Source organism: Campylobacter sp. W0066.1, from assembly GCF_024723635.1.
Taxonomy (GTDB): Bacteria; Campylobacterota; Campylobacteria; order Campylobacterales; family Campylobacteraceae; genus Campylobacter_D; species Campylobacter_D lari_C.
In genome coordinates this window covers 1-19,408 of record NZ_JANQCW010000008.1, presented here as the reverse complement: position 1 = coordinate 19,408, position 19,408 = coordinate 1, and the positions used below count along the sequence as shown (strand labels likewise).

The window sequence follows — 19,408 nt, the reverse complement described above, 5'->3', positions numbered from 1 at the left end:
TTTATCTCATTGGACAATTTGCATGGCTTCCATGGTTTTGATGATCCATTTTGTGTGTTTTGTGTGAATTTTTACCATGCTGATGCAAATTTAACTCTCTTATTTCTTTGCCGCTCATTTCATCAGTTAGTTTTTGCATGTCTTCTTGAACAATAGCCTTTCTTTGGTTTCTTTCTTGCGCAGAAAGTTTAGAGATATTTTCGCGCAAATTAGTTCTAAATTGTTGATGAAAATCTCTTGCATCTTTGTATTTCATCTCATTCATTCTTTTTTTCATTTCTATAACCAAATCAGCTTGATCTTGCGCGCTAACGGTTTTTGCAAGATTTAAAATCTCATCATTGCTTTTTTTGGAAAAATCAGCTCCTATGGCAAATGAAGCAGCTAAAGAACCCACTATAAATAAACTTATAATTTTTTTCATTGTTTCTCCTTTAAATTAATGATGAGAAATTATAAAAGCTCAAAATAAAGCCAAAATGAAATTTATTGACAAACAAAAAGCACATTAGCTCTTAAGTTTTGTTTTTCACTTTTAATAATAGGCAATACAATGCTATCTGCACTAGCTGCTAAACTTGGAGCATTGTGTTTGATGTTGTAACTATCAAAATGAATGTTTTTTATCGCGCAAGTTTTTGCTAGAGTTTTAGAATAATATTGAGCCTTTTCAAAAGCTTTTTTAAATGCAAGATCATATAAATCTTCTTTGTTTGCTTCTAAAATAGTCTCATCAAAGCCAGCTTGCAAAGCTTTGGTGTTAAAAGAAATTAAAGCATTAGTAGTGCTAATACTTTCTATATCTTTTATAAGATTTTCATAGTCTTTAATTTTATTTTGCGGAATTTGGCAAGTAAAATTAGAGTGCAATCTATATCCATTTAGCGTTTTTACTCCTTGATAATAATTATAATTTGGCTCTAAAGTATAACTTCCACCTTTGCAATAATTTTCTTTAGCAATACGATCTGAGATTTCTTTAAATGTTTTAGCAATATGATTTTTTTCTTCACTAGAAACAATAGTTTTTTTACTAAGTTCTTCGCTGGCATTAAAATTTAAAGTAGCATTGAAGATATTTGGCATAATTTCATTAGATACTTCTATATTTCTTGAAAATTCTATATTTTGTTTATTATGATTTTTTAAGCCTAAAAATTCAGTGTTAAAAATCACTCCTAGCACAAATAATACTAAACAAAGTAATCCTAAACCCAAGCCTTTTAAAAAACTTTTCATTTTTGCTCCTTTTTAAAAATATTTTTTTATTTTAACATAAAGCCTTTAAGAATAGATTGTATAATTTTTTTAAAAATAAAGAAAGTCTTAATGCAAAAAATTCATGAAAATATTTTGAAATGGTATGATCAAAATGGTAGGAAAAGTCTTCCCTGGCGTATTTTGCATGATGAGTATAAAAAATACGCTAAAGCAGATGATTTAGAAAAATTAAAAAATATTGATATTGCTTATGCTGTTTATGTTAGTGAGATTATGTTGCAACAAACTCAGGTAAAGAGTGTTTTGCAAAATTATTATTTTCAGTTTTTAGCTAAATTTCCTTCTTTAAAAGCGCTTTCTATGGCAAGTGAAGATGAGGTTTTAAAAGCTTGGCAAGGACTTGGGTATTATACTAGAGCTAGAAATATGCACAAATGTGCAAAAATTTGTGCGCAAGAATTTAATGCAAAATTACCATTTGATATTAAAGAGCTTCAAAAGCTTCCTGGTATTGGAGAATATACAGCTGGTGCTATAGCTTGTTTTGGTTTTTTGCAAGCTAAGTCTTTTGTGGATGCAAATATAAAAAGAGTTTTGAGTAGATTTTATAGTTTGCAAAATCCAAATTCTAAACTTTTAACACAAAAGGCAAAAGAATTTTTAAACTATGATAATGCATTTGATCATAACCAAGCTTTGTTAGATATAGGGGCTTTGGTTTGCTTGCCTAAAAATGCAAAATGTGAAATTTGTCCTTTAAAAGACTTTTGTGGTGGAAAAAATGAATATGAAAAATTTAACCCAACTAAAAAAATTCAATACGAAAATACTATTTTAAAAATACTTATAGTGCAAAAAAATGAGCAGTTTTTACTCATTAAGAGTCAAGAAAAGTTGTATTTTAATTTATATAATTTTTTAGAATACAAAAACCAAAAAAAAGCAAAATTTATAGGAGAATTTAAGCATTCTTATACCAAATATAAAATCAATGCTAAGGTATATTTTTTAAAAGATGATGATTTTGAAGACTTTCAAGCTAAAGCTTTTGCTTATAAAGAATTAGAGTATATCACGCTTTCAAAACTTGCTTTAAAAGCATTTGAGCTTTTTAAAAAGAGTGATTATGTATTTTGAGAAAATTTATATAGAATTAAGTGATATTTGTGGTTTAAAATGTGATTTTTGTCCTAGTCAAAAAGCCCAAAGAAAACAAATGAGCCTTGAAGACTTTGAAAAAATTTGCAAAAGTGTGCATAATCATGCCAAGCTTTTTACTTTCCATGTGCTTGGAGATCCTTTAAGGGTTTTAAATTTAAAAGAATATTTAGAAATAGCTTTAAAATTTAATATGCAAATAGAGCTTACTACGAGTGGGTTTTATTTTGATGAAGAAAAAATCAACCTTGTTTTAAGTTTTAAAAATATCCACCAAATTAATATCTCTTTGGGTGCTTTTTTATCTCAAAGTAAAATGAGCTTAAAAGAATACTTTGAGCCTATTTTGAAACTTATTTTTTTACACTTAGAAAATAAAAATAATTCTTTTATCAACTTAAGACTTTGGAATTTAGATAAAAATTTCAACCCACCTTTGGAAAATGAGAAAATTTATGATTTTTTAGAACAAATTTTTAAAATAAAAATTCAAAAGCAAAAAACTAAAAATCGCCTAGAAAGGCATATTATCTTACACCAAGCTAGACTTTTTAAATGGCCTTCTTTAAAAGATGAGGTTGTTAGAGAGAAGGGGTGTTGTCATGCTTTAAATGGACAAATTGCTATTTTAAGTGATGGAACTTTAGTGCCTTGTTGTTTGGATGTTAAAGGGGATATAAAACTTGGAAATTGTTTTGAAAAAGATTTTAGTGAGCTTTTAAATTCCTCTTTATATATAGAATTAAAAGAAGGTTTTAAGCAAGGAAATTTAAAAGCTGAGCTTTGTAAAAGGTGTGAGTTTTTAGAGGCTAAAAACCTAAATTAACCCCACCTTCATTGTTGATTTGATAGTTTACATCTAAACCTTGCTCTATTTCTTCTTCTTTGTCATTGTCTTTAGAATGTTTAAAAATATCTTCTGTAATTTTTGTAGCAATACCTCTAAGGGCTTTTTGTTTGCTTGAATTACTTGTAGAACTCATTTTAAACTCTAAAGTATTAGAAGCTTTGATTTGAGTTGTAGCAAATTCTATCAAACGATAGTCAATGTTAATATTATAAGTTTGAGTGCTAATTTCATTTTGAGTTTGTTTTATTTTAGGATTTAAAATGAGTAAAAAATCAGCACCCAAAACATTGTAAAGTTTAACAAGTTCATCATCACTTGCATTTTTTATAAGCAAAGATTTTTCTTGATTATAAAGATCAAGATTTGCTCTATCTAAAATTCTAAATTTTTTACTTTGGAGTAAAACGCTTAAAAGTTCTTGTTCAAATTTAGCCGAAAGCTCATCTTTAACTTTGTTGATGATAATTAGCGAACTTTTATCCTCAAGGTTTTTTTCATTGTAAAGTTTTTTATAAATTACAACTTTTGCATGAAATTCATTTTGATTTGTTTGAGTTAAAGATTTAATATCATAACTATTAAAAACTCCATTACTAACAAAATCAATTTCCTCATCATAGCCTATATTAAAATTTCCATTAAAATTAAATTCAAATTTTTTAAGTTTGACTTGTTTTAAACCTTCCATTTTTCCTAGAGCTTCATTGATAGCATTTTTTATTGCTTCACTTCTTGTATTTCCAAAACCCTCGCCATAGCTTTCTTTGTTTAAAGCACTTTGTGCTTGACAAAGACAAACGAGGGTTAAAAAAAGAATTAGTAGTTTTTTTACCATGTTACACTTTTGCCTTTGCCTGTTTTATTGATGGTTTTTTCATCTTCCCAAAAGGCTAATCCACTAGTTAAATCCGTAAGAATTAAATGGAAAAAATACTCGGTTTGAATTTTGCCATTGTAAAGTTTGACAGTATCTTGTCTGATTTTACCTGAAAGTGAGAAATTTGGAGCTAAAAGTGTGCCTTTTTTAGCAATGGAGTTTTGATTAAATTCTTCATTGTCTCTTAAGTCTCTTACATCATGAGATAAGCTATCTTTTGCTCCGCCTGCTGCTATAGCGGTTGTTAGTATAAATTTTCCAGATTTTCTTAATGCTATGGTAATTTTTGAAGTGAGTTTGTCTGTGTCTATTCTTTGTGGGGTGTCATTGATGATTTTTCCTATGGCAACAACTTTTCTATTAGAGCTATTTAAATTTGCAAAAGCAGGATCACTAAGTAAGCTTTGTATCATATCTTCGGCAGTTTTTTCAAAATCTTCTCTATCAAGTCCCAAAGTAAGTGCATCGCCTTGTACTTTTTGAGAAGCTTTACCATCGGTATATTTTGGCTGTGAAGAGCAAGCACTGAAAACTAAAAGTGCAAAAATCATAAAAAATAAACTTTTTTTCATTTTATCTCCTTATTGTTCTTTAATTTTATAAATAATATTTGAACTTGGTACAAAAGATCTTATAAGTACAATATAATTTTTATCTTTTTCCAACGCATCTTCAAAGATTATTTTTTCTTTATCATCATAAATTTTAACTAAACCTTCATTTTTTAGCATTAAAATACTAGCACTTTTTGGTAAAGCTTGCCACATTCTAAGATCTGCTTTGTTAATTAAAGCAGTGCTAACAGTGCTAATAAATGATAAAAAACCACTAGAGTCATTATTAGCTATGGCCAAATTAATTGAAGTTTTAAGCGCGCTTGAAGCTAGGGTTTTCATTACCATAGAGGGTAAAAGAGTTTTAAATTCACTTGCTATAATATCATCAAAATAAATTAAATTTTGAGTTTTTTCATCTTGGCTTTGCAAGAATTTATAAGAAGCATTTCTTGATTTTAAATAAGCAAAAGCTACGCTAATATTTGCAAGATTATCATTAAAAACAAATGGCAAAGTAAGATTAAATTCTTCTTTTGTAGCGCTAAAACCATTTTCATAAATGATAAAAATATATTTTTGTTGAGGGAAGGATGTTTTTAAATGAGTGAATTTTTCAAATACTTGAAATTGCTTTTGAAGTTGTTTGTTTTTCATATTGCTTAATGCTACTTCTTTTAAAAGCTCATAAGCTTTAATATAATCTTTATCAAAAAAGAAAAATAAAGCACTAAGATAGCTAGCATAGATATTAGTATAATTTTTATTTGCGTTAAATGTGCTAAGAAGATTGTCATATTGTTTATAGATAGGGTTTAAATTTTGCTGAAAACTTGTGTATATTTTTTTATCTTTTTGAAGTTCTTTTTGGTATTCTTCTTGAGCTTTTTGTATATAATCATAAAAATATTCTTTCATTCTATCTTGTCTGTATAAAGCTCGGTTAAACTCTACTCTTGCGTTTTTAAAATCACCTAAGCTCATATAATTTAAACCTTTGTAAGTATTTAGCATAATCCTTTCATAAAAATAACCTTGATAGTCATTGATGGTATCATTAAGTAAAATTTCACTAAAATTTCTAGTGGCTTTTTGAAGCCCATTTTGTAAATCTACATCATATTTATAAGCTTCTTCTGCTTTATCAAAAAAAGCATTACTTTTTTCATAATCTTTGCAAACTCTTGCTAAAGAAGCTAAATTTAACCCTGTATATATGGTGTCTTTATCTGCATTTTTTAAAGCTAGGATATTTTCATCACATTGTTTGTTTATAAAGGCTTTTTCATAAGATAAATTAACATTAGCATGATTTGAACAAGCACTTAAAAAAAGTAAAATAAAAAGATAAAAACAAGAGTAAAAAAGCTTCATAAAATCCCTTTTTAGTGTAAATTTAAAAAAATAAGTTATAATTTTCATTTTTAGAGAGGTGTCCGAGCGGTCGAAGGAGCACGCCTGGAACGCGTGTGTGGGGCAACTCACCGAGGGTTCGAATCCCTTCCTCTCTGCCACTATGCGCTTTTGTTATACTGACTTCCTATATAATCTTGTGATGCATTTTGTGTGTATGATTTTATAGCTTTGGAATTTGAATTTGTTTTTTCCTCATTCTCATTTTTACTTTTTTCATTTTGTGCTTTTAGCTCTTCTGCTTTTAATTTAGCTTGTTCGGTGCGTGCGTCATTTTGCATTTGCATAGCATTAGCTGCTACTTTATAATCTTGCGGACTAGGATCAGCTGGTGCCATAGCTGCAGCAATTACTTGCATAGCATTTGCTATAGTTTCTTCAGGAGTATTGCCTTTTTGCATTCTTATAGGCACTTCTCCTTCAACTGCATACATTTTGTTATCAGGACCTCTTGTATAGCCAAAACTTGCAGCACCTGCTAAGGCTCCACCTGCTGCTTGATGGGCTGCTTCATGAGCTCTTACTTCTCTGTCGATTTTTTCAAGTTCTCGTACTTGTTTTACTTCCTCGTTACTTAAGTCTTTACCATTGACTTTTTGAGTTTTTTCATCTTTTTCTTGATTGTTATCATTTTCTTTTGTTTGCTGTGGATTTTCTTTTTCTGAAATGTTTTCTTTGGTTTGTTTTTTATCTTCATTTTGATAAGGATTTTGTGCGTAAAAGGCATTGCTATAACTTGAGCTAATTTGCATTAAAATCCTTTTTTAATATAGTTTTATATTTGTAGCACAAAAAAGTTAAAAAATATATAAAAAATTACAAAATAAGCATTTTATAAAATGTTAAGCAAAATAAAGTATAATTTTAACTTCTTTTTATGTCAGGGTAGCTCAGCTGGCTAGAGCGCTGGTCTCATAAGCCGGAGGTCGGGAGTTCAAGTCTCCCCCTTGACACCATCTGGCTTTCAAAAAAACATTTTCCAATGATTTTTTAGTATTTTGATGATATTTTTGCAAATTTCTTTCTTTTTACTTTCTTCTATTTGAAGTTTATCGAAAAAAGTTTCTTCAAGGGTATCAATAAGTCGCACACATTCTTTTACATCAAATGTTTTTGATTCATTTAAAGATGACAATGCTTTTAATAATAGATCTTTATATTCCATAAGAGTTTTAATTTCTACCTCTGAAAGTTGAGCTAACAGAGATAGAAATTGCATAAAATTGTAAAATGGCATATTCCCGGTCTTTACTTATATAAAACTACTCAAGAGTACTATTGTAAGAATCACTTGACCAAGAATCCCACTCAAAGCCTTTATATCCATATCGCGTTACAGCTGTTAAGGAATATTTTTTTCCATCTACATATAAATCCATATAATAAAGATCCCCAACATTCCCAACAGTACACCATATAACACCCTCTCTATAGGTTGCTTTTCCGTTTCTATCAAATTTTGCATCTTTTTGTAAAACTTTATAACTACTCATCCCAATCATCCATGTCCATTGTGGTTTTACTTCTATTGGTGCATTTGGCATTCCATTAGAAAAATAAGAATTTGCTGGAACCCAACAACCGTGTTGTAAATCATTAATACTTTCAAAATGAATATTAATTACATCAGGTGGTCTCACGAAAGATGAGATTGTTTTTTCAGCAGCAGGCTCATTATTGCTTTTTCTATAAGTAAACTTGACTCTAAAAAATCTATTATCATAATCATCCGTATTAACAGAAGAAACAGGATTAAAATGTAATTTAATCTCCCCGTTTTTATTGGCGTTTAAAATTTTACCTCTTTCCTCTAAATCAGTATAATACAACTTTTCTAAACCAATAACAACTTCACTGTTAGGTTTTAAACCGGTTATTGTTATTACCCCTCCTTTATCAAAAGTAATTTTATCATCATCATGTATAATAGGGTCAAAGCTATAATATATGGTTGTGTTTGCTTTTTTACTATCAAATTCTGCTTCAGCTTCTATTTTAACATCATCGTATGGAGCTTTTGCGGCCAAAATTATAGTGCTTTCTCCTTTGTCGTTAAAAGTTGTTTCATTGTGCGATAAGACACCACTGCCACTTATAATTTTCCATTTTACTTTTGTTTTAGGTTTCCCATTAATCGCCTTCAAGGTTAAAACTTTTCCTTGCTTAGCTTCAATTATACCAAGACTTTCAATATTTAGACCATATTGATATAGATTTATAATATCTGTTGTAAAGATTTCTTCTGTATCTTTTGTTTTATTATATTTAAATTTAACTTGAAAATCTTTAACACTATAATCTGAAATTGGTCTAAAATGCAATTGCGCTTTTCCATGCTCATCAACTGCTAAAGTGTATGAATGTATCGGTTTTACAGTTTGATTTTTAAGAATCTCAATGTAAGAATTTGGCATTAATCCGCTAATAGGAATTTCAAAATCAGTTTCATAATCTATTGTTTTTTCTTTTCCTTTAAAGCTTGGGTAGGTTATTTTTGGGGTATAAATTTCTTTATCTGAATAAGCTATAGTTTGACTTAATCTTTGACCTATAGTTTCTACGCTAATTACAGGATTAGCTTTAAATGGAGCTTTGGAAGTAATAGTTGCTTTAGCTTCACCACTAGCATTAAATACTTTATCAGCTTTAGTTAAAGTAGCATCCCCGCTTAAACTCCACTCTACTTTTTCATTAGCTTTACCACCTTTTAATACAGCATGAGCTTCTTCTCCTTCTCTTTTTAAGAAAGAATCTTTGTCAATATCCAAAACAAGTTTAGTATCTTGTTTATATATATAAATCCAATCTGTTGAAAAATCCGCTGATTTGCTTTTTGTTTTCATATACTTAAATTTGATATAGAATTTATCGACTGTTGGTATCCATACTCCATTAAATTCTAAAGTAGCTCTACCAAGAGAATTTACTTTAACATGATCTTGTTTAGGCTGAGCTTCAGACAGTATATTATGATAAATTTCAATTTCTGTATTTGGAATTAAATTGCTTACCTCAAGATTAAAATCTTGGTTTAAGTTTACTGTTTTTTCATGACCTTTATAATTAGGATAAACAATACTAGGGATATATTCTTTATCTACATAAGCAATAGCAGTACTAACGTTTTGTCCGATGGTTTCTACACTAATTACAGGATTAGCTTTAAATGGAGCTTTGGAAGTAATAGTTGCATATGCATATCCACTACGATTAAAAGTTGTATCATGACTACCTAAGGTAGCATCACCATCTTTTAAACTCCATTCTACTTTAGCACCTTTTTTACCACCTTTTAGTGTAATATTAGCTTGTGCATTTTCTTCTGTGTATATTGTCTTATCTCCTTCAAATTTTAGTTCTCTTTGATAAAGATTGATTTTATCTGTGGTAAACTCTGCTTTGCTTACTCCTGTGTTCATATAACTAAACTTAATAGTAAGTTCTTTAACACTATAATCACTAATACCATTAAATTCTAAAGTAGCTTCACCTTTATCATTAACATTAAAGCTTTCTTTTTTAGCTTTTACTCCTTTACTTCCACTGATTTTATCAATGGTTGAATTTGGTAATAAACCGCTTACTTTTAACACATAATCTGAGTCATAGTCTATAGTATTTTTTAAAGTATCAAAAGGGAGCCAGCTTGGATCATATGCAGGATATTTTACTTCAGGGGTATAAATTTTTTTATTATACTTAATACTTTTTGTAAAAGAACTACCTAAAGCATTGACTTTTAACATAATATCATTCTCAAATGGAGCCTTAGAAGTAATAGTTGCTTTAGCTTCGCCATTAGCATTAAAAGTTGTATCATGACTACCTAAAGTAGCATCCCCACTTAAACTCCATTCTACTTTAGAACCTGTTTTTCCACCTTTTAATACAGCGTGTACTACTTCTCCTTCTTGAGTATAAAGTGTTTCTTTGTCAAGTTCTAAATTCAATTCTCTTTGATAAAGATTGATTTTATCTGTGGTAAACTCTGCTTTGCTTACTCTTGTGTTCATATAACTAAACTTAATAGTAAGTTCTTTAACACTAGGATCACTAATACCATTAAATTCTAAAGTAGCTTCACCCTTATCATTAACATTAAAGCTTTCTTTTTTAGCTTTTACTCCTTTACTTCCACTGATTTTATCAATGTTTGAATTTGGTAATAAACCGCTTACTTTTAACACATAATCTGAGTCATAGTCTATGGTTTTATCTAATGTTTTCCAAAAACTTACTTTATAAGAAGGATATTCTATTTTTGGAGTATATATAGTTCCATCTGCATAAGTTAATGTTTTAGCGAGGTTTTGTCCTAGGGTGTTAACATTAATTGTAGGATTAGTTTTAAATGGAGCCTTAGAAGTAATAACTGCTTTAGCTTCACCACTAGCATTAAATACTTTATCAGCTTTAGTTAAAGTAGCATCCCCGCTTAAACTCCATTCTATTTTTTCATTAGCTTTACCACCTTTTAAAGTTACTTCAGCATTTTTATTAGGTTCTGCAATAATAGTACTTGGATCAGCATTAAAGGAAATAGTGTATTGATAAAGTTTGATTTTATCTAAATTAAGCTCCTCTTTAACGCTACCTTGTTTGGTATAACTAAACTTAATAGTAAGTTCTTTAACACTATAATCACTAATACCATTAAATTCTAAAGTAGCTTCACCCTTATCATTAACATTAAAGCTTTCTTTTTTAGCTTTTACTCCTTTACTTCCACTGATTTTATCAATGGTTGAATTTGGTAATAAACCGCTTACTTTAATATTAAAATCATCTATATAATCTATAGTTTTTTCTTGATCTTTAAAGCTTGGGTAAGTTACACTAGGTGTATATGTTTTTACATCATAAGTAATAGTTTTACTTAGGTTTTGGCCTAGGGTGTTAATATTAATGATAGGATTAGTTTTAAATGGAGCCTTAGAAGTAATAGTTGCTTTAGCTTCACCACTAGTATTAAATGTTGCTTCTTGATTACTTAAACTAGCGTCTCCACTTAAACTCCATTCTATTTTTTCATTAGGTTTACCACCTTTTATAGTTACTTCTACATGATCAAGTTTTAGATCTTTTAAAGCTTTGTTGCTATCACTTTCATAAGCATGGATTTTATCTTTACTAAAATTAATGCTTGGGGTGTATTGGTGGAGTTTGATCTCTCCGTTTATTTCTTGAGTGCTAGCTGTGCTTTGATTATAAGTAGCAATGATTTGCAATCTTTTAATATTAAAATCTTTTACTCCTTCAAATACTACCTTGCTCTCACCTTTATTATCAGCTGTGCTTTCTTTATCATTGCTAATTCTTAAAGTCTTATTGCTTTGTATATCTTTAGCTTTCCATGAAACTTTTGTTTTTGGCATTAAGCCTTTAAGTTTTACTTCAAAATCGCTTTTATAATCAATCATTCCTTTTTCAAAGTCTTGATGAGTCACAGGGTCTTTTCCAGTAGGAAGTTCCATAGTAGCTGAATAGTTTTTGATTTCTAAATCTTTACTTTTTGCTTTTACTAACTCATCGCTCATATTCTTAGCAATGATTTTTACTTTTTCATTTCCACTAAGTCCTATGATTTCTACATTGCTCTCGCCATTTTCATTAGCTATTAAATTAAGCTCTTTAGAGGTTTTATCTTTATCTATAAATAAAGCATTATCTCCTTGTATGCTCCATTTAACCTTAGTAGTTTTAGCTTGTAAGTTTTTATAGCTTGCATGAGCTTTTTCTTTATTACCTATAGTGGTTTTATCTAAGATAATATCATTATCTCCATAAATTGCTATTTGAACAAAGGCTTTTAAAGTAACTCCTAATACATTGGCAATAATTTCAGCCTTTTCTTTATTTTTCATACTTGCATCAGGCTTATAGATGATATTTGAAATTCCATCTTTATCAGTTTTATCTGAATTTGGAGTTTTTTCTAAACTTCCTTTGCCGATTAATTTCCAATTTATATCTAAATCACTTGCTAAATCACTTCCTGCAAATGTGATTAGAGATTTTTCATGTCTTTGTATATTAGAAGGTTTGGCAAATACCCTAAAGTCTCCTTTTGGAGTTACAATAGTAATAGGAAAACTCTCTTGAGCATTACCTGCTTTAGCAATTAAATTGGTTTGATGGACTCCATAAGCATGGATTATTTTTACAAAAACCTTTCCATTGCCATCAGTAATATAATGATTTCCATTCTTTAATATTACACTTTTTTGTTCAGGAGTTACACTTATAGCAACATTTTTAACTGCTTGGTTAAAGCCATTTTTTAGCATAATGCAATGAGTATTATCTCCTAAATTTCCACAATAAGAAATATGATAAGCATTATTAATGGCTTTATATTCAAGCACCATAGAATAATCTCTATCGATAAAATGAGTTCTAGAGCCTTCAATAGTATTATTTATACCTGCAAATTTAGGATCAAAAGCATGTTTGAGGGCATCTTTATCTAAAGGTATACTAAAATTCATAGCTATATTTGTACCTTGTTTATCACTTTCATTGCTTCTTTTGTGACTTAGCGAAAAAGTTAATGCAGGACAAGGTGAATAAGTAATACCTCCTTCATACACTAAAGGATTTTTTTCTAAATCTTCATAACAATTTGTATTGCCAAATGGAGCAACCTTTTCTCCATACCATTTACTTATATTAGCAAAGATAGCTACATTACTCATAGAAGGAAAAGCGTATTTAATACCCATGTCCCAACCATTAGCAGGGCGCTCTAAGAAAGTTAGATTATTATTAGTATTTTTAAAATCATAACTATCAACCCAATCACTTAGTCTTTGATAAATATTAGCATGAAAAGCGAGTGTATCTAGCATACTTTCAAAACCTAAAGACATTCTTTTATGTTCCCTGCTAAAATCATGATCATAAACTAAATTTAATCCTAGCATGATATTTCCTGAATTATCTAATGCTAATGCATTAGGATAATATCTTATACCACCACCAAAATGACCTATGATTCTATTATTATCATATCCACCTATACCGCTTTGTAAAAAATAAGATATTTTTGGATTATCTTCACTCATAATAGGTAAAAGTGCTTTAGCACCACCGCTTAAACCACCTCTGTCGTTATAGCTTAAATTAAACTCACTATTAATGGAGTGATTAAGAGATTGTAAATATTCTTGGATTAAAGTATTAGCTTGTAAGCTTAAATAATTACCTGCTAAGTCTCTAACAATTTCATCTCTTTCTTTGCTATCTTTGGCATTATATACATTACCTATGGTTTGGATGGTGTTAATAACCTTATTAGATAATTCTTTATCTTCTTTACTAAGATTAGAATCTTTCTTTGGTTTTTCTTCTAATAGCCTTTTGACTTTTAGATCAATATTGTTATGATCTTTAGCCTGACTTAAGCTATTAACCGCAAGAGTTTGATTGTTATCTATAATGATTTTATCTTGATTTTTTAAAATCATTATTTGAGAAAAAAGAAAAGTGTGAATGAGTAAAACAAATAAAAGCGTTTTTTTCATATACTCCCCCTAGAATCCTTTCATAAAGTTTGATTTGTGATGAGAATATGATAACACAAAAAATACAAAAATGATAAAAAAGTTATAAATATATTGAAAAATAGCTAAAAAACTATCAAATATAATAATTATTTATAAACTATAATCAAAATTACTTTTATTTTTTATTAAAAAAATACATATAGATTTGTTATTATTTACATATCATCAAAATTCACTTTTATTTACTTTTTTAAAATAATGCAAAAATAGACTTTTGTAGCTTTTATATTTATACTTTGTTATATTGTTTAATATATGTGCAGATATGAAAAAATAGTGTTTATATAAGAATATAAATTGTATTTAATATATTTGGTATATAAAATATAAATACTAAGCTTATATATAGTAATAAATAAAGAGTAAAAATATCTTATTATACTCTTTAGATAATTAGAATATAGAGTTTTTTATAAAGTTGATAATAGTTGTTATAATCTTAAAATAACTTATTAAAAAAATATATTTAATTATAGTTTATATGTTTTTATAAATCAGGCAATAGGTAAAATAATATATGAAATGTTTAATGAAAAATGAAAGGTGATTTAAATATAAGGCTAAAGCTTAAAAATAAGCTTTAGATTTTTTAATATTCGTATTGATTTAGTTCTTCTTGGGTGCCAAGTAGCATTAGTATATCATTTAGATAAGCAGTAGTTTCTAAATTTGGCATAATACTCCAAGTATCGTGCTGTTTATGTGCAATAACTTTTAAATTTTGTCCGATAGATTGCAAAGTTTTTCCTGCTAAATTTTCATCCACTAAAAGTTTTGCTACTTTGATGGTATTAGCTGAGAGATCTATGATTTCAAAATTTGGGTTAGTAATAAGAATTTTAGCCAAACGTTTTGCAGATTCTTTTTCAGGATAGATGACTTTATTAACCCCAAGTTTTGAAAGAATTTGTCCATGTGTAGAAGAATTTGCTTTAGCTATGATATTTTTTACTCCTATTTCTTTTAAAGCCATGAAAGTAAGTATGCTTGATTCTAAATTTTCACCTATACTAAGTATGACAACATCAGCATTTGCATAACCTGCTTCTTTTAAAGCTATAGTATGGGTAGAATCTAAGATATAAGCAAAATCCGCATGATCTTGCAATTCTTTAACCGCTTCTTCATCAATATCTGAAACAATAACTCTTTTACCTTGATCAATAAGTTCTTTTGCTAAAACTGAGCCAAATCTTCCAAGTCCTATAATACCATAAGTTTCTTTTTTCATAATATAATTTTTCCTTTTGGATAATTTAAATATTTTTCTTTTTCTTTAAAAAATATACTAAATAAAAATGCAAGCACACCCACTCTACCACTAAGCATAAGTAAAATGATAATTAACTTGCTTTCAGAATTAAAAAGCGCGCTAAGTGATAAAGTTCCACCATCACCCACTGAAACTCCTACTGTAGCAAAAGCTGAGCTTGTTTCAAAAAGCAAGGGCAGAAAGCTTTTATCATCCTCAATTAAAGATAAAAGCAATACACAAGCGATGATATATACAATAGAACTTACCGCTATAATAAAAGCTTTGTTGATAGTTTCTGTAGGAATTTCAAAGTTAAAAATTCTTGCATTGCTATCTTTGATACTCCAATAAGCATAGATTAACAATACAGCAATAGTAGTTACCTTAATACCTCCAGCTGTTCCACCAGGCGCACCACCTACAATCATAAACAAAGATCCAAAAAATAAACTTGCATCTTTAAAGGTGCTAAGATCAAGAGTATTAAATCCTGCCGTTCGGTAATTTACTGCTGTAAAATAAGCACTCATGATTTTATCAAAAAGTGAAAATTCGCCTATACTTTTTGGGTTATGGTATTCAAATAAAAAAACCACTAAGCTTGCAAAAATAATCAATATAACAGTAGAAATTAAAACAAGTTTTGTATGTAAGCTTAAGCTTGCAAAACGTTTTTTAGAAAAAAAGTATAATTCTAATAATACAAAATAACCCAAACCCCCAATGATAATCAAAGAGGTAATAATAAAATTAATCCAAAAATCATCTCTATAAGGCATTAGGCCACTTTCAAATACACTAAAGCCAGCATTATTAAAAGCAGAAATGGAGTGAAAAATACTAGCCCATAGGGCTTCACTTAAATTCATATCTAATTTAAATCTTAAAAATAATAATACTGCACCTATAAGCTCAATAGCAAAAACAAAAAATAAAACCTTTTTTAAAAATCCTACAAGTCCGTCAGCACCAGGATAAATCAAGGATTCTCTTAAAAGATTTTTTTCTCCAAAACTCATTTTTTTGCGTACTAAAATATATAAAGCCATAGCTATACTCATATAGCCTAAACCGCCTATTTGAATAAGCAATAAAATAACAAGTTGTCCATAAAAGCTAAAATCTAATGAGGTGTTTAATACAATAAGTCCTGTCATGCTTACAGCTGAAGCACTGGTAAAAAATGCATCTAGAAAAGATATGGGTTTAGTGTGCATAATAGGAAGCATTAGAATAAAAGTGCCAAAAAGCGCTACTAGAATATAACCTATAAATAAAATTCTTATATTTTTTCTATCTAAAGTTAATTTTGTCATTTTGATTCTTTGAAATTAAAAAAACATTCTACTTAAAATTAGTTAATAAATAAAGAAGAAAACTTTCCACTTTTAAAGTGGAAAGTTAGAGTATTAAAGCATTCCTACTGCTAAGAAACCTAGAGCAACAGCTATAACTATAGCTAATACACCCGGAATAAAGAACGCGTGGTTAAATATGAATTTTCCAATTCTTGTTGTACCTGTATCATCCATTTGAACCGCACCTAATAAAGTAGGGTAAGTTGGAAGAACGAAAAGCGCTGAAACAGCAGCAAAACAAGCAACTAGCATATAAGAATCTGCAGGATTTGTAGCTGAAATTCCTAATGCAGCGATGATAACTGGAACAATAGCTTTTGCAGTAGCTGCTTGAGAGTATAAAAGCATACTAGCAAAGAAGAATGCAACTGCAAGCATAGCTGGAGTTTGTTTAACCCATTCACCTGCTACTTCTTTAATACCTGCCTCATGACCTGCAACGAAAGTATTTCCAAGCCAAGCAACACCAAATACACACACAAGCTGTCATACCTGATTTAAATACACTTGTATCTAAAATTTTAGCAGGCTCAACTTTACAAAAGATTGTGATTAAAGTTGCAGCAGTTAATAAGAAACTCATAATTGCAGCATCTCTTGGGATAACTACTGGATCAATCCATTTGATATTGTTAGAAATTGCTGTAGCATAAAGAACAACTGCTAATACTGTGAATAAGAAAATAGCAACTGAAAGTTTCGCACCTGGTTTGTCTTCACTTTGTAAAACATCAGAAGCACTTTTTACAAGACCAGCTTTTAAGCGTTCTTGATATACAGGGTCTTTGCTAAGATCCATTGGAGTGATTAAACTTACAATGAAAGCTGTAATCATACAAGCAGCAAAAGTAGTTACAATCCAAATACCAATTAATGCAGGATAATTCCAACCAAGCGGTTCTAATACACCAGTCATATAAACAACAGCAGCACTAACTGGAGAAGCTGTAATACCAATTTGTGAAGCAACAACCATTAATGAAAGTGGAGCTGATGGTTTAATGTTTTGTGATTTTGCAACATCAATAACAACAGGCATTAATGAAAATACTGCATTACCAGTACCTGCTAAAATAGTAAGTAACCAACCGCAAGCTGGTGCAAGGTAATTGATAAATCTTGGATGTTTACGTAAAATTCTTTCAGTAACTTTTACCATATAATCCAAACCACCTGCTTGTTGCATAGCAGAAATCGCAGCAATAGCTGCAGCGATGATTAAGATAACATCCCAAGGAATATTACCTGGTTTCATACCTAAAACAAGACCTAAAATAACAACACCCAAACCTCCGGAATAGCCTATTGCTATGCCGCCAAGGCGGATACCTATGAATATTGCCCCAAGAAAGACAACAAGTTGTAAAATAATCATAATATCCATGATTTAAACTCCTAAAAACTACGCTTTTCTTTTTTCTGTCATGTGAGGATTTAACATATTTTCTGGTGTTAAAATTCTTTCAATTTCTTCTTTTGGAAGATATCCTCTTTCAAGACAAATATCGCCAACTGCTTTACCAGTTTCTAAAGCTTCTTTAGCAATACTTGCAGATTTTTCATATCCTAAAATAGGGTTAAATGCTGTAACAATACCGATTGAGTTAAGTACAGATTGTTTGCATGCTTCAGGATTTGCTGTTAAGCCTCTTACAGCTTTTTCAGCTAGAGATTTCATTGCATTTTCAAGTAAAACTATAGAGTTGAATAATCCATAAGCAATACCTGGTTCAAATGCATTAAGTTCAAATTCTCCTCTTTCAGAGCAAAGCATGATAGTAACATCATTTCCTATAACTTCATAGCAAGCTTCACCTACTGCTTCGCATATTACTGGATTTACTTTACCTGGCATGATAGAGCTACCTGGTTGCATTTTTGGTAGATTAATTTCGCCTAAACCACATCTTGGGCCTGAATTCATTAATCTTAAGTCATTTGCGATTTTTGATAGTCTTACAGCTGCAGTTTTTAAAGCACCGCTTACATGTACAAAATCAGCTGTATCTTGAGTAGCAGCAATAAAATCTTCAGCTGGTTTAAATTCAACACCAGTAATTTCTTTTAATTTTTTCTCAACCACAAATTTATAATCAGGGTGGCAGTTAATTCCTGTACCAATAGCTGTTGCACCAAGATTTAAATAACTCATTGACTCACGAGCTGCTGTGATTTTTTCAATATCACTTTTAATATAGCTAGCAAAAGCGTTGAAAGTATTTCCTAAAGTTGTAGGAACCGCATCTTCAAGCTCTGTTCTACCCATTTTGATGATATCTTTGTATTCTTTAGCTTTAACTTCTAATTCAGTTTTTAAAAGTTCCATAGCTTTTAAAAGATCAGTAAGTTTTGCATAGGTTGCTACTTTGATTGAACTTGGATAAGTATCATTTGTAGATTGACCTAAGTTTGTATGATCATTTGGATGAAGGTATTGGTATTCACCTTTTTTGTGTCCCATGCTTTCAAGAGCAATGTTAGTGATAACCTCATTAGTATTCATATTTGTACTAGTACCAGCACCACCTTGGATCATATCTACTACAAATTGATCTAAAAATTCACCAGCAATTAATCTATCGCAAGCTTTAGCAATAGCATCAGCTTTGTCAGCATCAAGAACTCCAACTTCTTTGTTAGCAAGAGCAGCTGCTTTTTTAACTTGAGCGAAAGCTTTTACAAAATATGGATAATCTTGTAATCTTCTACCACTCATATGGAAGTTTTCTAGTGCTCTAAAAGTTTGCACTCCATAATAAACTTCGTCAGAAATTTCCAACTCACCAATAAAGTCGTGTTCTTTTCTTGTTCCCATGATGTACTCCTTGTGGGTTTTATTTAAGTTTTGTTTATAAACTTAATGAGTATTATATAACAATTTTTTATAAAAGTTTCATAAATTTTTCTAAATTTTTAAATATTTTAATAAAAAATATATAAGAATTAATTATAAAATTAAAAATTATTTCTACTGGTAAAATGTTTTTATAGATATTTATGATTTGTAATAACTTTAAAAATATAAAGATAAGGCAAATAAAGTGAAAATGAAGCTATAAGAGTTGTAAGTCAATTAGCAAACTCTAGCTTACCAATTACCATCCCCCTAAATCCTTCATCAATCAAACTAAACCCTTAATGGGTTTAGTTTGATTAT

General features: G+C 29.6%; 13 protein-coding genes, 2 tRNA genes and 1 pseudogene. 4 read left to right on the top strand and 12 right to left on the bottom strand.

What is annotated here, in order from left to right:
- Position 1: 1 nt before the first annotated feature.
- Both CAMP18497_RS04265 and CAMP18497_RS04260 read right to left on the bottom strand, forming a co-directional pair.
- Positions 2-424, bottom strand: coding sequence for a DUF1104 domain-containing protein (locus tag CAMP18497_RS04265; RefSeq protein ID WP_337212665.1), 423 nt, complete (start codon positions 422-424; stop codon positions 2-4).
- A 62-nt stretch (positions 425-486) separates the two neighbouring features.
- Positions 487-1,239, bottom strand: a complete 753-nt coding sequence (locus tag CAMP18497_RS04260; RefSeq protein ID WP_337212663.1) for an SIMPL domain-containing protein — start codon at positions 1,237-1,239, stop codon at positions 487-489.
- A 75-nt stretch (positions 1,240-1,314) separates the two neighbouring features.
- On the opposite strand from CAMP18497_RS04260, the gene mutY reads away from it, so the two are divergent.
- On the top strand, positions 1,315-2,358 hold the full coding sequence (gene mutY, locus CAMP18497_RS04255) for an A/G-specific adenine glycosylase (RefSeq protein ID WP_337212755.1): 1,044 nt from the start codon (positions 1,315-1,317) through the stop codon (positions 2,356-2,358).
- Complete coding sequence (locus tag CAMP18497_RS04250; RefSeq protein ID WP_337212661.1) at positions 2,348-3,205, top strand: radical SAM/SPASM domain-containing protein; 858 nt, start codon at positions 2,348-2,350, stop codon at positions 3,203-3,205. Before mutY ends, CAMP18497_RS04250 begins: the two co-directional genes overlap by 11 nt.
- Here the strand turns inward: CAMP18497_RS04250 and CAMP18497_RS04245 are convergent.
- The 3 genes from CAMP18497_RS04245 to CAMP18497_RS04235 are packed head-to-tail and all read right to left on the bottom strand — an operon-like array spanning position 3,189 to position 6,034.
- Positions 3,189-4,064, bottom strand: a complete 876-nt coding sequence (locus CAMP18497_RS04245; RefSeq protein ID WP_337212659.1) for a hypothetical protein — start codon at positions 4,062-4,064, stop codon at positions 3,189-3,191. The two genes, CAMP18497_RS04250 and CAMP18497_RS04245, sit on opposite strands and share 17 nt — an antisense overlap.
- The gene (gene lpoB, locus CAMP18497_RS04240) at positions 4,058-4,678 is read right to left on the bottom strand and encodes a penicillin-binding protein activator LpoB (RefSeq protein ID WP_337212657.1); all 621 of its coding nucleotides are present in this window, start codon (positions 4,676-4,678) and stop codon (positions 4,058-4,060) included. The genes CAMP18497_RS04245 and lpoB overlap by 7 nt, the downstream gene beginning before the upstream one ends.
- 9 nt (positions 4,679-4,687) lie before the next feature.
- Positions 4,688-6,034 (bottom strand): hypothetical protein, encoded by a 1,347-nt coding sequence (locus CAMP18497_RS04235; RefSeq protein WP_337212655.1) that lies wholly within the window; start codon positions 6,032-6,034, stop codon positions 4,688-4,690.
- A gap of 52 nt (positions 6,035-6,086) precedes the next feature.
- On the opposite strand from CAMP18497_RS04235, the gene CAMP18497_RS04230 reads away from it, so the two are divergent.
- A tRNA-Ser gene (locus CAMP18497_RS04230) sits at positions 6,087-6,174 on the top strand.
- On the opposite strand, the gene CAMP18497_RS04225 is transcribed toward CAMP18497_RS04230, so the two are convergent.
- Positions 6,175-6,825 (bottom strand): putative metalloprotease CJM1_0395 family protein, encoded by a 651-nt coding sequence (locus tag CAMP18497_RS04225; protein WP_337212653.1) that lies wholly within the window; start codon positions 6,823-6,825, stop codon positions 6,175-6,177.
- Between the two features lie 127 nt (positions 6,826-6,952).
- Between CAMP18497_RS04225 and CAMP18497_RS04220 the strand changes: the two genes are divergently transcribed.
- Positions 6,953-7,029, top strand: a tRNA-Met gene (locus CAMP18497_RS04220).
- Between the two features lie 8 nt (positions 7,030-7,037).
- Here CAMP18497_RS04220 and CAMP18497_RS04215 read toward each other — a convergent pair.
- The 6 genes and pseudogenes from CAMP18497_RS04215 to CAMP18497_RS04190 form a co-directional block, all read right to left on the bottom strand.
- Positions 7,038-7,310: a hypothetical protein gene (locus CAMP18497_RS04215; RefSeq protein WP_337212651.1), complete on the bottom strand. Its 273-nt coding sequence runs from the start codon at positions 7,308-7,310 to the stop codon at positions 7,038-7,040.
- Positions 7,311-7,335: 25 nt separating this feature from the next.
- Positions 7,336-13,596 (bottom strand): inverse autotransporter beta domain-containing protein, encoded by a 6,261-nt coding sequence (locus CAMP18497_RS04210; protein ID WP_337212648.1) that lies wholly within the window; start codon positions 13,594-13,596, stop codon positions 7,336-7,338.
- A 631-nt stretch (positions 13,597-14,227) separates the two neighbouring features.
- Positions 14,228-14,869 (bottom strand): potassium channel family protein, encoded by a 642-nt coding sequence (locus CAMP18497_RS04205; protein WP_263664328.1) that lies wholly within the window; start codon positions 14,867-14,869, stop codon positions 14,228-14,230.
- Entirely contained in the window at positions 14,866-16,209 is a 1,344-nt protein-coding gene (locus tag CAMP18497_RS04200; RefSeq protein ID WP_337212645.1) for a TrkH family potassium uptake protein, read from the bottom strand. Before CAMP18497_RS04200 ends, CAMP18497_RS04205 begins: the two co-directional genes overlap by 4 nt.
- A 93-nt stretch (positions 16,210-16,302) precedes the next feature.
- Positions 16,303-17,635 (bottom strand): annotated as a pseudogene (locus tag CAMP18497_RS04195) (anaerobic C4-dicarboxylate transporter).
- Between the two features lie 18 nt (positions 17,636-17,653).
- A complete protein-coding gene (locus CAMP18497_RS04190) occupies positions 17,654-19,066 on the bottom strand; it encodes an aspartate ammonia-lyase (RefSeq protein ID WP_337212643.1) in 1,413 nt (470 codons plus the stop codon).
- Positions 19,067-19,408 lie beyond the last annotated feature (342 nt).

Coding starts and splice junctions, on each gene's coding strand:
- CAMP18497_RS04190 (WP_337212643.1), bottom strand. CDS start 19,066: ATGGGAACAAGAAAAGAACACGACTTTATTGGTGAGTTGGAAATTTCT.
- CAMP18497_RS04210 (WP_337212648.1), bottom strand. CDS start 13,596: ATGAAAAAAACGCTTTTATTTGTTTTACTCATTCACACTTTTCTTTTT.
- CAMP18497_RS04250 (WP_337212661.1), top strand. CDS start 2,348: ATGTATTTTGAGAAAATTTATATAGAATTAAGTGATATTTGTGGTTTA.
- CAMP18497_RS04215 (WP_337212651.1), bottom strand. CDS start 7,310: ATGCCATTTTACAATTTTATGCAATTTCTATCTCTGTTAGCTCAACTT.
- CAMP18497_RS04205 (WP_263664328.1), bottom strand. CDS start 14,869: ATGAAAAAAGAAACTTATGGTATTATAGGACTTGGAAGATTTGGCTCA.
- lpoB (WP_337212657.1), bottom strand. CDS start 4,678: ATGAAAAAAAGTTTATTTTTTATGATTTTTGCACTTTTAGTTTTCAGT.
- CAMP18497_RS04245 (WP_337212659.1), bottom strand. CDS start 4,064: ATGGTAAAAAAACTACTAATTCTTTTTTTAACCCTCGTTTGTCTTTGT.
- CAMP18497_RS04265 (WP_337212665.1), bottom strand. CDS start 424: ATGAAAAAAATTATAAGTTTATTTATAGTGGGTTCTTTAGCTGCTTCA.
- CAMP18497_RS04225 (WP_337212653.1), bottom strand. CDS start 6,825: ATGCAAATTAGCTCAAGTTATAGCAATGCCTTTTACGCACAAAATCCT.
- CAMP18497_RS04235 (WP_337212655.1), bottom strand. CDS start 6,034: ATGAAGCTTTTTTACTCTTGTTTTTATCTTTTTATTTTACTTTTTTTA.
- CAMP18497_RS04260 (WP_337212663.1), bottom strand. CDS start 1,239: ATGAAAAGTTTTTTAAAAGGCTTGGGTTTAGGATTACTTTGTTTAGTA.
- CAMP18497_RS04200 (WP_337212645.1), bottom strand. CDS start 16,209: ATGACAAAATTAACTTTAGATAGAAAAAATATAAGAATTTTATTTATA.